Origin of the sequence: Mesorhizobium sp. M1050, from assembly GCF_040318715.1 — a bacterium.
Classification (GTDB): Bacteria; Pseudomonadota; Alphaproteobacteria; order Rhizobiales; family Rhizobiaceae; genus Mesorhizobium.
Map to the genome: position 1 here is coordinate 65,156 of NZ_JAMYMV010000014.1, position 12,551 is coordinate 77,706.

10 protein-coding genes and 1 tRNA gene are annotated in these 12,551 nt (G+C 62.1%); 6 read left to right on the plus strand and 5 right to left on the minus strand.

The genetic code is table 11. The annotated features are described in order from the left end of the window. The first annotated feature begins 135 nt into the window (after positions 1–135). Positions 136–528: a hypothetical protein gene (locus tag NKH57_RS11175; RefSeq protein ID WP_352944188.1), complete on the plus strand. Its 393-nt coding sequence runs from the start codon at positions 136–138 to the stop codon at positions 526–528. 218 nt (positions 529–746) lie between these two features. Here NKH57_RS11175 and NKH57_RS11180 read toward each other — a convergent pair whose 3' ends face one another. The 3 genes from NKH57_RS11180 to NKH57_RS11190 form a co-directional block, all read right to left on the minus strand. Further along, positions 747–2,837: an O-antigen ligase family protein gene (locus NKH57_RS11180; protein WP_352944190.1), complete on the minus strand. Its 2,091-nt coding sequence runs from the start codon at positions 2,835–2,837 to the stop codon at positions 747–749. Positions 2,838–3,061: 224 nt separating this feature from the next. Beyond that, positions 3,062–3,136: transfer RNA gene (locus NKH57_RS11185), tRNA-Gln, on the minus strand. Between the two features lie 128 nt (positions 3,137–3,264). Beyond that, a complete protein-coding gene (locus NKH57_RS11190; protein WP_023760596.1) occupies positions 3,265–3,609 on the minus strand; it encodes a VOC family protein in 345 nt (114 codons plus the stop codon). Between the two features lie 214 nt (positions 3,610–3,823). Here NKH57_RS11190 and ppdK point away from each other — a divergent pair, with 214 nt between their 5' ends. The 3 genes from ppdK (at position 3,824) to NKH57_RS11205 (ending at position 8,766) form a co-directional block, all read left to right on the plus strand. Next, entirely contained in the window at positions 3,824–6,508 is a 2,685-nt protein-coding gene (gene ppdK, locus NKH57_RS11195) for a pyruvate, phosphate dikinase (RefSeq protein WP_352944192.1), read from the plus strand. Positions 6,509–6,751: 243 nt separating this feature from the next. Further along, positions 6,752–7,855, plus strand: a complete 1,104-nt coding sequence (locus tag NKH57_RS11200) for a glycosyltransferase family 9 protein (protein WP_352944194.1) — start codon at positions 6,752–6,754, stop codon at positions 7,853–7,855. A gap of 164 nt (positions 7,856–8,019) precedes the next feature. Beyond that, a complete protein-coding gene (locus tag NKH57_RS11205) occupies positions 8,020–8,766 on the plus strand; it encodes a polysaccharide deacetylase family protein (protein WP_352944196.1) in 747 nt (248 codons plus the stop codon). 73 nt (positions 8,767–8,839) lie between these two features. On the opposite strand, the gene NKH57_RS11210 is transcribed toward NKH57_RS11205, so the two are convergent. Both NKH57_RS11210 and NKH57_RS11215 read right to left on the minus strand, forming a co-directional pair. Beyond that, complete coding sequence (locus NKH57_RS11210) at positions 8,840–9,229, minus strand: DUF427 domain-containing protein (protein WP_352944198.1); 390 nt, start codon at positions 9,227–9,229, stop codon at positions 8,840–8,842. Positions 9,230–9,371: 142 nt separating this feature from the next. Beyond that, positions 9,372–9,728: a hypothetical protein gene (locus tag NKH57_RS11215; RefSeq protein ID WP_352731114.1), complete on the minus strand. Its 357-nt coding sequence runs from the start codon at positions 9,726–9,728 to the stop codon at positions 9,372–9,374. Positions 9,729–9,909: 181 nt separating this feature from the next. Here NKH57_RS11215 and NKH57_RS11220 point away from each other — a divergent pair, with 181 nt between their 5' ends. After that, the gene (locus NKH57_RS11220; RefSeq protein WP_352944200.1) at positions 9,910–11,538 is read left to right on the plus strand and encodes a fatty-acid--CoA ligase; all 1,629 of its coding nucleotides are present in this window, start codon (positions 9,910–9,912) and stop codon (positions 11,536–11,538) included. A gap of 205 nt (positions 11,539–11,743) precedes the next feature. Further along, on the plus strand, positions 11,744–12,529 hold the full coding sequence (locus tag NKH57_RS11225) for a DUF1499 domain-containing protein (protein ID WP_352944202.1): 786 nt from the start codon (positions 11,744–11,746) through the stop codon (positions 12,527–12,529). Positions 12,530–12,551: the final 22 nt, after the last annotated feature.

Sequence of the window (12,551 nt, forward strand, 5' to 3'; positions counted from 1 at the left end):
GCCGGAGTGGCCTCCATATATGCCTTCTCGGGCCGAGGACCGCCGGCCGATGAATGCGCCACTGCGGCTCGACGCGACCAAACGGCCCTTTTGGAAAGCGGCTTCGCCGCTCGCTTCATCAAAGGAGATATCGTCATGCGCACCTTCATGCCAAAAATCATCGCGGCCGCATCGATCTTCGCGGCCATACCGCTTTCGAGCGCCTACGCTGTGCACCGTCACCACAAGGTAAAGGTCGACACCCAGACCACGGCATCGGTGCCAGCGGATCCGGAAGCGAGGGCGGCGTCAGAGCAGTTGCTCAGCGTGAAGCAGGGTATCCGCGTGGCCAGGAAAACTGGCAAGATCACGCAGGATCAAGCCCGCGACCTGATGCAGCAGGCGGATATTATCCAGCACACTCCGTCGACTTCAGCCCGTTCGAAGCTTGGGCAGATCAATGCGCTCGATCAGCGGCTTCAGGCTACCACCGGCCAAGGAACCTACATGGGTGATGGCGCGGATGGCGGCTACTATCCAAACGGCTGACCAACACACGCCCTTCAAAAGGTGACCGCCGGCGTGAACGGCTTCCTCAACCTCACGCCAGCACCGCGACGCGGCGGTGCGGGCCGGGCTCTTGCAGGGGCGCCCTGTGCGCGGGGCAGGGCGGTGGCGCCTTGCGACGATTGCACCGGATCTTTGAAAAAACGACGGAACCATCACTGAGTCAGACCAGTTGGCCGGATGCGGTGCCAGAGCCGGCCCTAGAAATAGGTTCGCGGCGCGACAAGGTTGTTCTGCTGGCGAACATAAAAACAGTAGAAGCCGAACGCTGCAGCGAACCACATGAAGGCCTCGCCCATAGCCAGCCGGTTGTTTGAATTGGTAAGGATGGTTATGGCGAAGAAGACCAGTGTTGAGATGTAGCAGGACCATGCGGCCGGAGCGATAAGCTTGGCCCGCATGGCCAGCAGAACCTGCCTGGACGACCAAGTGTAGAGGAAGGCAAAGAACGCCAGTCCGACCACACCATAGCGCACGGCAATCTCCAGATAACCGTTGTGGAAGACGTTTAGGATCATCGGATGATAGGTTCTGTGCTGCCATTCGGTCAGCCAGCTGGAACTGGCTCCGAAGATCGGGTGGCGTTTCCAGATCTCGATCGCATCCGCCCACAGCATCAGCCGTTCCTTGGCTGCAAGCGGCGTCGTATCGCTCGCGATGGCGCGGTCGAAGGCTGAGAGGACGCCATGCCCCAAGACATCCGGAACCAAGGCCTTGACGAAGATCATGGTGTCGCCGGCGGTGGACGAGAAGATGTTGTGGGTCGCGACAACGCCGGCCGCCACGGTCGCCAGCACTGCACCTGAAACCAACAGTTCGCGGCGATGGCCTCTCGCTAGGGTCATGACCGCCAACAAGAGCAGGGCAAGCGCAAGCGCAAGCCAGACGCCCTTCGACCGCATCTCAATGATGTTGACGAGGGCAAACAGCAGGACGGCTGTCGACAGCGCCCAATGCAGGTTCTTGGTTGCTTTCCCGAGGTCCGTTCTCTGGGCCGTGTATGCCATGAACTGCAGCGCGCAAAGGAAGATGAAGCCGGCAGCCACCGACGCGTGGATGGGATTGTTGAAAAGCCGCGGGGTCGGTTGGATACCTTGAAGCATGTCCGAATAGAAGGTGTCCGCCGCCAGGAAGACAAGACTGAGGATCATGAACCAGAATACGAGCCGCGCGGGCTGCCTGATAAACAGCAGAAACGCGAAGCCGGTCGTCGCATAGAACAGCGGAAACATGTAAATGCCTTCGGCGCCACCCAACTGGTGGGTGCCGAAATAGACGATCGCCAGCCGGATGAAGACGTAGAGCGACCAACCCAGACACAAAAAGCCGACCCAACCGATCAGCGGTTTGCTGTAGGTCCACAAATCCACCTTGAACCAGCGGATGACCGCGACCAGGGCCAGCGCCAGGCCCGCATAGCGGTAGGTGTCGGCCTCGCGCCACACCGCGGAAACCATGGCGAGAGTGGCGAGCGCCGCAAGCAACAGAAGCAAGGTATGGCGCGGGGCGTTGTCCTTGGCATAGTCCAGGGTTTCTCGCGGCAAAGGCGGCCGCAGCAGGACGTGATGCAGGCGGCGCAGTTCGTCCTTGGCCCGCAACACTCCGGCACTTAGCCGGCTCGGCCCGCCAAGCCTTGCAAATTTGTAGCTTCCCGAGGGACCGGCTATGCCAGAAATCTTGCTGCTGGCAGCGAAGCTAAGCACGTTTTGGCGAACTGAATAGATTTTCAGGCCGGTGTCCCAAAAGCGTTCGAGTGCGACGTCCCATGGCATTTTCATCACGGCGAGCGCCGACAACAGTCCCTGGGCTCCCTCGCGCGTCACCAGATAGGCGGCGGCCGAACCTTGCGGGCCATGCAGCGCGCGACCGATCTCATCGCCTTCCATCGTCGCGACGGCGCGCATGAAGAAGCTCGTGCGATGGTTGGTCAGCTTGATGGCATCGAAATCCGGCACCGCGGCGATGATGGCCTCGATGCGCCGCATCGTGCTTTCGCTGAAGAGGACGTCGTCTTCGACAATCAGGCCATAGGCGCCGCCACCGGCGAGGAATGTCTCCAGCGCCCGGATATGGCTGCGGTAACAGGCATATTCGCCGGGCAGAATGTCGCGTCCGCTCAGCTTGCGCGCCGCTGGAAGATCGATCTCCGTCCAGTCCGCCTTGGCGAGGGCGCGGCCGTCGACGGCGGCAATGCGCTGCAAGGCCAGGCCGGCCGCTTCGGCGCTGGCGACCAATTCGCTCCAGCGACCGGTCTCGCGATCGAGGTTGATGGCGAAGATAGGAAGGTTCATTGAAGTTCCATGTTGAGCCGCCACCCCTCTTGGTCGAATCTTCGATGACCTTGTATGGAAAAGAGGGAGATGTTCAATACTGTTCAGACTGCATAGTGACGATCCCAGTTTGCCGCGATTTGCACTGGGAGGCTCGAACCACTCCAAACCCAACGGGCCAAAAGTGTTACCCATATCTCCGGTATAAACCGTAACCCATGTGTCCGGAACGGACCTTAAAGGGATGGCTGGGGCGCCAGGATTCGAACCTGGGAATGTCGGTACCAAAAACCGATGCCTTACCACTTGGCGACGCCCCAATTGCCGTCAGAGTCGCTTGTGCGGCGCGTTATTAGCAGAGCAGCCGAAAAGCACAATCCTTATGAGCGACGGTCAGAACGATCAAATTTGGTGAGGCAAAGCAGCGCCGCCGGACGACATGCGACGGCTACTCGGACCACACCGCCATCTCGTTGCCGGCCGGATCGACAAAGTGGAAGCGGCTGCCGCCGGGGAACGCGAAGATCGGCTTTACGACCGTGCCGCCGGCATTTTCGACAGCGCGCAGCGTTTCCTCCAGGTCCCTGCTGTAGAGCACGGGCAGCGGCTTTGCCGATGCTTCCGCGGCATCGGCCTGAAAACCGCCGTCCAGGCCCTCGGCAAAGGCCGAATAGGTCGGTCCATAGTCGGTGAAGGACCAGCCAAAGGCGCCACTGTAGAAGGCTTTGAGCCGGTCCAGCGTTCCGCCGGTCGCCGGCATTTCGAGATAGTCGAGCTTTCCGGACGATTTCATGGGCGTCTGTTTGTTCATGGTTTGTTCTAAACCAAAAGCTGCGCGATGGCAAGTCTTTTTGCCGCATCCTTGGACACGGCTTTTGCTTAATCGATTGTAGGGGCCGGGCGGCTTCGCCGACGCCTTGCCTTTCGCACTGCAGCATCATATCGCTCCAGGGTCGGACCGGCGGAACTACCCGTTTCGCCAATCTCCTGCAACCGGAGAGCAATGCATGACCAAATGGGTTTTCACCTTTGGCGATGGTGCGGCGGAAGGCCGTGCCGGCGACAGGAATCTGCTGGGCGGCAAGGGCGCCAACCTGGCCGAGATGTGCAGCCTGGGCCTGCCGGTGCCGCCGGGCTTCACCATCACCACTGAGGTCTGCAACGCCTATTACGCCAATGGCCGCACCTATCCGGCCGAATTGGAAGCCGATGTCGCGGTTGCGCTCGATCACATCGGACACCTGACCGGCCGCCGGTTCGGCGACCCATCGAAACTGCTCCTGGTATCGGTGCGTTCGGGGGCTCGCGCCTCGATGCCCGGCATGATGGATACCGTGCTCAATCTCGGGCTGAACGACGAGACGGTGGAGGCGCTGGCCGCCGATTCCGGCGATGCGCGCTTTGCCTATGACAGCTATCGCCGCTTCATCCAGATGTATTCCGATGTCGTCATGGGCCTCGACCATGAGGTGTTCGAGGAAATCCTGGAGGACCAGAAGGGCGGGCTAGGGCATGAGCTCGACACCGAACTGACGGCGCTCGAATGGCAAGGCGTGATCGCGCTCTACAAGGCCAAGGTCGAGGAAGAACTCGGCAAGCCATTCCCGCAGGATCCGCATGAGCAGCTATGGGGCGCGATCGGGGCCGTGTTCTCGAGCTGGATGAACAACCGCGCCATCACCTACCGGCGCCTGCACGACATTCCCGAAAGCTGGGGCACTGCGGTCAATGTCCAGGCCATGGTGTTCGGCAATATGGGTGAGACATCGGCCACCGGCGTTGCCTTCACCCGCAACCCGTCGACCGGCGACAAGATGCTCTATGGCGAGTTCCTGGTGAACGCACAGGGCGAAGACGTCGTCGCCGGCATCCGCACGCCGCAGAACATCACCGAGGCGGCGCGCATTGCAGCGGGCTCGGACAAGCCGTCGCTGCAGAAGCTGATGCCGGATGCGTTCCGATCCTTCGTCACCATCTCCGACAGCCTGGAAAAGCACTACCGCGACATGCAGGATCTCGAATTCACCATCGAGCGCGGCAAATTGTGGATGCTGCAGACCCGCTCCGGCAAGCGCACCGCCAAGGCGGCTCTGAAAATCGCCGTCGAGATGGCGCGGGACAGACTGATCACGAAAGAGGAAGCCGTCGCCCGCATCGACCCGGCCTCGCTCGACCAGCTGCTGCATCCGACCATCGATCCGAAAGCCGCGCGTGATGTCATCGGCATCGGATTGCCGGCGTCGCCCGGTGCCGCCACCGGCGAGATTGTCTTTTCCTCCGCTGACGCCGAGGAGTTGAAGACGCAAGGCCGCAAGGCGATCCTGGTGCGCATCGAAACCAGCCCCGAGGACATTCACGGCATGCATGCGGCGGAAGGCATCCTGACCACGCGCGGCGGCATGACCAGCCACGCCGCGGTGGTGGCGCGCGGCATGGGCAAGCCTTGCGTGTCGGGTGCCGGCTCGCTGCGAGTCGACTACAGGGCAGGCACACTGATGGCGATGGGCTCGACCTTCCGCAAGGGCGACATCGTCACCATCGATGGCGGCAATGGCCAGGTGCTGAAAGGCGCCGTGCCGATGCTGCAGCCGGAACTTTCCGGCGATTTCGCCGCCATCATGGAGTGGGCGGACGCGGTGCGCCGCATGAAGGTGCGCACCAATGCCGAAACGCCGCTCGACGCGCGCATGGCGCGCTCCTTCGGCGCCGAAGGCATCGGCCTTTGCCGCACCGAGCACATGTTCTTCGATGGCGACCGCATCGTCGCCATGCGCGAGATGATCCTGGCCGACACCGAAAAGGACCGGCGTACGGCGCTCGCCAAGCTTTTGCCGATGCAGCGTTCGGACTTCCTCGAATTGTTCGAGATCATGGCCGGCCTGCCGGTGACGATCCGCTTGCTCGATCCGCCGCTGCACGAATTCCTGCCCAAGACCGAGGAGGAGGTGGCCGAGGTTGCCGCCGCCATGCAGGTGTCGCCGGACAAGCTCAGGCAGCGCACCGAGGCGCTGCACGAGTTCAACCCGATGCTCGGCCATCGCGGCTGCCGGCTGGCCGTCTCCTATCCCGAAATCGCCGAGATGCAGGCGCGCGCCATTTTCGAGGCGGCCGTCGAGGCCGGCAAGAAGGCCGGTGCACTCGTGGTCCCCGAAATCATGGTGCCGCTGGTCGGCCTGGTGAAGGAGCTCGACTACGTCAAGGCGCGCATCGATGCGGTTGCCAAGAGCGTCATGGAGGAAACCGGCGTCAACATCGAGTATCTCACCGGCACCATGATCGAACTGCCGCGCGCGGCGATCCGCGCCCATGTCATCGCGCAGTCCGCCGAATTCTTCTCCTTCGGCACCAACGACCTGACCCAGACGACGTTCGGTATTTCACGCGACGATGCGGCCTCGTTCCTGGAGACCTATCGCAAGAAAGGCATAATCGACCAGGATCCGTTCGTCTCGCTCGACATCGACGGCGTCGGCGAACTGGTGCGCATGGCTGCCGAAAAGGGCAGGGCGACGCGGCCCGACATCAAGCTCGGCATTTGCGGCGAACATGGCGGCGACCCGGCCTCGATCCGCTTTTGCGAAGAGGTCGGCCTCGACTACGTGTCCTGCTCGCCCTATCGCGTGCCGATCGCCAGGCTGGCGGCCGCACAGGCGGCGGTGCGGGTCGCGAGAGCAACTCCAGGAAAACTGTGAAACGGCTTTTTCCCGGGAAAGCGCGCAGCGCTTTCCCGGGGGAATCGCGTCAAAACAAAGAGTTAGAGCAGTTCGCCGTTTCGTGAAACGGTGAACTGCTCTAAGTCAGGCCGCGGATAGTCTATCCAGGCTGAGCTTACCGTTTTGTAAGCCAAGTCACACGAACGTGCTGAAGGCATTGCATAATCTCGCCACTGTTCCCGCCCAGTTTGCGATTATCCCGCCAATTGTCCCCGGAAGCAGATGTTGCAGACCTCACCCGTGCCGTTCCGCTCTATCCTGGTCATCCAAACGAAGTTCATCGGAGATCTCGTCCTCGCCTCGACATTTGCAGAAAACCTGCGGCTCGAATTCCCCGGCGCCAAAGTCGTATTTCTGTGCGAGGCTAGCTTCGAGAGCTTCGTGATCGCTCATGGCATCGCTTCGGAGGTGGTCACGTTTCGGCGCGCCCGTATGCGCGGCACTAACCTCGAGCGCGGGAAAGAGCTTTACGCCATGGTGCGGGCGTTACGCCGGTTCCGTTTCGACCTGACGATCGACCTGACCGATTCAAAGACGTCGCGCATTGTCAGCGGGCTCGTCAACGCAAAGACCCGCGTCGGCTACAATCCTTCCGAAAGACCCTTGCGTATGCTGGAGCGCCAGCCCGCCAATATCTTTGCCAAGCCCTACGGCTTTGATGGCCAGCATTTTCTGTACCGCTACCTCTCGCCGCTCGAAGCGCTCGGCATCGAACTCCGCAAGGTGATTCCGAGCCTTCAGCCGCTGCCGCTGGAGACGGCGAATGCATTGGCGCTGCTGGGCAAGCACCACCTGCGGCCAAACGCCTTCATCGCCGTGCATGCGGGTGCAAGCTTCGAGGGGCGACGTTGGCAGCCGGAGCGGTTTGCCGCGGCGATCGGCGAGATTATGGGCGAAACCGGTCTGGACGTCGTCCTGGTGGGCGGCCCGGACGAGCGGGAGATTGCCGAGCGTATCGTCGCCAGGACCGCGCCGTCGGTCGTCAATCTCGTCGGGGACCTGTCGCTCGAAAGTCTGCTGGCGGTGCTGAAGCAGGCCCGGCTGTTTCTCGGCAACGAGAGCGGCCCGATGCACATGGCTGCCGCCACCGGAACCCCGGTTGTCGGGCTGTTCGGTTTGACGCGTCCGTCGCGCTGGGGTCCTGTCGGCGTGCCCAGCATCTCGCTCCAGCCGCCGATGCCTTGCAACTGCCTGGCCAAGGGCCTCTGCCGCGCGCCGGATCCCAGCAAGGCCTGCTGCGTCTGGGGCCTGGAGGTCAAGCCGGTTGTCGACGCGGTGCGCGAGGTTCTTTCGCGCACCGAAATGAAGCTGGGACGCGCCATCTGAGATCGTCGTAGCGCAGCCAACCGCTATCGCCGCAATGGCCTTTTCATCACACGAACGGTCAAATTGTCGCGACAGCTACTTTCCTGCTATCCACCATCCCGATTTCCGCCTTCATGCGGGTCTTGGCATGCCGGCTTGAAACGACCGGTCAGGAATTAGGTTTGATGCGCCTGCTGCGAAAAAATCTCTGCATGATCGCCATGTCGTTGGCGATGGTATCCGCCGGCCATGCCGCGCCGCTCGTCGAGCCCACCCTGCACATCAGGCCGGAGGCGAGCGGAGCCGGCCGCGTTGCGCTCACGCTCGATGCCTGCGGCGGACAGACCGACAACCGGATTCTTTCGGCTTTAGTGGAAAACAAGATCCCCGCCACCATTTTCGTGACCGGCATCTGGCTGAAGCGAAACGCCGCTGCCGTCGAGATCATGCGCGCCCATCCCGATCTGTTCGAGCTTGAGAATCACGGCGGCCATCATATCCCGGCGGTCGACACGCCGCGGAAGATCTACGGTATCCGCAGCGCCGGCAGCCCGGATGCGGTGCTGGCCGAGGTCGAATCGGGTGCCGCCGCTCTTGCCGGGACCGGCGAGCCGGCGCCGAAATGGTTTCGGGGCGCAACCGCCGAATACAGCCCGTCGGCAATCGCCATGATCCGCAAGCTTGGCTTCAAGATCGCGGGCTTCTCGATAAACGGCGACGGCGGCTCATTGCTTGGCGCCAAGGAGACCGCGCGGCGCATTGCGGCGGCCAAGGACGGTGACGTGATTATCTCGCACATCAACCAGCCGACCCATGCCGCCGGCGAAGGCGTGGTGCAGGGGCTCCTGGCGCTCAAGGCCAAGGGCCTGACCTTTGTGCGGCTCGACGATGCCGATGCCGATGGCATTGGCGATCACGGCACCACCGACTGACCGGCGCATTGATATTCAGGTGATGCCGGCCTGACCTGAATCCCAACGCGCCTCACGCGGCGGTCGCAGTCGCTCAGTCCGGTTTGGCTTCGATGCTGACCTTACTGGCATAGAACGCGCCGTGGTTACGGATCTCAGCCATTTCGTCGAAAGGATGCTCGTAGGCCCACATGGCGTTCTGGCCGGTTTCGCCGGCAGGCAGCACGCTCCAATAGCTTGCGTCGCCCTTGTAGGGGCAATGGGTCGAGTGTTCGGTGCCGGCGAGCTTGCCGAAATCGATGTCGGCGAACGGAATGTAGAAGACCGCGGGATAGGGGGGCTCACTCAGCACCTTGGCCCTCGTGGATGAAGCGATGACCGCGTCTCCGGCGCGCACGGTGACTGTGCCGGCAAAGGGCTCGATGGTGATGACTTTGTCGGGATTGCGTTGAAAACCGGGGGCGGGGTTGGTGATCTGGTCCATGCGGGGTCTCCTTGCGTCGATTTTTCAGATGTGTCGCGCAAGGGCATTGTTCAAGGCCGGCCGTGGCCATGCAACACGCAGGCCCAATTGGACCGATACCGACGGTGCCTCCGAAGCAAATTGAAATACCTGTCGCCAGCAATCAGGCGGCGGCCTTGAACACGTCCATGAGACCGGCATAGGCAGCAGCGATGCCGGCGACCGGGTTGCTGCTCCTCGACGCGGTTTCGACCTTCAATGGGCCGCCGCCGGTCGGCAGGGTGAGCAGCAGGAACTGGCGATTGCCGCCGTCGCCGACGGATGCGGCCGCGACATGCTGGCCTTCGCCGTGGTTCTGGACGCACATCTTGAACAGCAGCGTGCCGCCGACCGCTTCGAGCGCGCCGCCGACAACTTCGACAAATTCGTCTTCGGAAACAGTCTTTGTGCCCGGCACCAGATCGGTCAGACTTTCGGCAAGCGTACTCTCGAGGGTCTTATCGTCGAGTTGCGCGTCCATGCGAACCTCTTTCAGTCGCCAATCGCCCCCTTGCCCGTTAACGAAGCTTAACGCCGAGGATGGCCGGATTGTGGCGGTTTTCCGCCAATGCAGCGCTCGACCATCATGGCGGCTGGACAATCCGGCGGTTCGCTCCACAATGGCCCGAAAAGCGCATGCAAAAGCGTTAAGGGAGGATCGAATGCTGGGATTGATGCAGGAATGGCCGCTGCTTTGCCATAAGCTCATCGACAATGCGGAGCGGCAGCATGGCGTGCGCGAGATCGTGTCGCGATCGATCGAGGGGCCGATCGTGCGCACCACATACGCCGACATCCATCGTCGCGCCCTGAAAGTCGCCCAGCGGCTGGAGCGTGACGGCTATCGCCTGGGCGATCGCATCGCCACGCTCGCCTGGAACACCGCGCGCCACATCGAGGCCTGGTATGGCATTATGGGCATCGGCGCCATCTACCACACACTCAATCCGCGGCTGTTTCCCGAGCAGATCGTCTGGATCATGAACCATGCCGAGGACAAGGCTGTCTTCGTCGACCTGACCTTCCTGCCGCTGCTCGAGAAGATCGCCGGCGCCGTCAAGTCGCTGAAACGGGTGATCGTGCTGACCGACAAGGCGCACCTGCCGCAGACGACACTGCCCAACGTGGTCGCCTACGAGGACTGGCTAAACGAGGCGGATGGCGACTTCGCCTGGAAGAGCTTCGATGAAGGTACCGCCGCCGGCATGTGCTACACGTCGGGGACCACGGGCGATCCGAAGGGGGTCGTCTACAGCCATCGTTCGAACGTCTTGCACGCCATGATCGCCGCCATGCCCGATGCCATGGGCCTGTCGTCGCGTGATACGATCTTGCCGGTCGTGCCTATGTTCCACGCCAATGCATGGGGGCTTGGCCAGAGCGGACCGATGATCGGCGCCAAGCTGGTCATGCCTGGCTGCAAGATGGATGGCGCCTCAATCTACGAACTGCTCGACACCGAGAAGGTGACCTTCAGCGCCGCCGTGCCGACTGTCTGGATGATGCTGCTGCAGCATCTGGAGGAGACCGGCAAGAAGCTTCCCTATCTCAACAAGGTCGTCATCGGCGGCTCGTCCTGCCCGCGCGCGATCATGTCCAAGTTTCAGCAGAACTACGATGTCCAGGTCATCCATGCCTGGGGCATGACCGAAATGTCACCTCTCGGCACACTGTGCACCTTGAAGCCGGCCTATGCCGGTCTTGAGGGTGATGCCCGGCTCGATGTCCAGCAGAAACAGGGCTACCCGCCCTTCGGCGTAGAAATGAAGGTGACCGACGACGACAACAAGGAACAGCCCTGGGACGGTAAGACATTTGGCCGCCTGAAAGTGCGCGGACCGGCCGTTGCCCGCGCCTATTACGGCGGTGCGGGCCCAGAACAGTTCGACGAGGACGGCTGGTTCGACACCGGCGACGTCGCTCACATCGACGCCGGCGGCTATATGCAGATCACCGATCGCGCCAAGGACGTCATCAAATCCGGCGGCGAATGGATTTCGACCATCGACCTCGAGAACCTGGCTGTCGGCCACCCCGATGTCGCCGAGGCTGCCGCCATCGGCGTTTGCCATTCGAAATGGGGCGAGCGGCCGCTGCTGGTCGTCGTCCGCAAGCCGGGCAAGGAACCGACCAAAGCGGACATTCTCGGCTTCATGGACGGCAAGGTGGCCAAATGGTGGATGCCGGACGATGTCGCCTTCGTCAGCGAAATTCCGCACACCGCCACTGGCAAGATCCAGAAGATCACCTTGCGCCAGCAGTTCAAGGACTATCGCTTGCCGACGGATTGACGGGGTGTCGCGCGTTTCGGCTTCAAGCGGCCGCAAAAAGGCACTAGAGCAATTCCAGGAAAAGTGTGAAGCGGTTTCCCGGCAAAAGCGCCTAGCGCTTTCCCTTGGGAATTGCGTCAAAACAAGGCGATGGAGCGGTTTGCCGGTTCCGCGAAACGGTGAACCGTTCTAAGTCTCCGTTCGGGTAGGGGCAGCACAGAAAACGATGGTTAGCATTCCTGAACGGCAAACGTCGAGGGCGGCCGGCTGGTCGCGGCGCACGGCCGCTTTTTCGGCGGTGCTGCTGCTGACCGTTTTCGTCGGCCACCGCTTCGATCTCGTCGAAACGCCGGCCTTCCTGTGGGTGCTGGGCATTGTCGCGTTGCTGGCGGCCTTGGCGCTGTTGTTTGCCGGATTCGCCTTTTCGCGGCTATGGAACTTCGGCGACCGCGGCGGCCGCGACCTGACGGTCGGCACCCTCCTGGCGCTGCTGGTGCTCGCACCTTACGGCGTCGCCGCCTACTGGGCGACAATCTACCCGCCGCTCAGGGATATCTCGACAGATTTCGACGAGCCGCCGGCGCTCGACGTGGGTGACCGGACGAAAGAAATGAACGTGCTTTCCCCGTCGACGCCTGGCGAACAGCGGCTGCAGACCGATAGCTATCCGCTGGTCAGTGCACGCAGCTACGCCCTGCCATTCGAGACTGTCGTCAATGCCGTCGAAACCGTCCTTGACCGGCGCGATTGGGATTTGTCCGAACCCTATCCTGACCTCGCCGGGCAAAACGATGTCACCATCACCGCCGTCGCCAAGGGGTTCGTGATCGGTCTTCCGGCCGATATTGCGATCCGCGTGACCGACGATGGCGATGCGGTCATCGTCGACATGCGGTCAGCTTCGCGATACGGCCGCTTCGATCTCGGCGACAACGCCGCGCGCATCGTCGATTTCCTCGCCGAACTCGACCAGGAAGTCGCCGGTCAGGTTGGTGCGGCGCCCGCCGAGTGATGTTTCAGAACTGGTTGTAGTT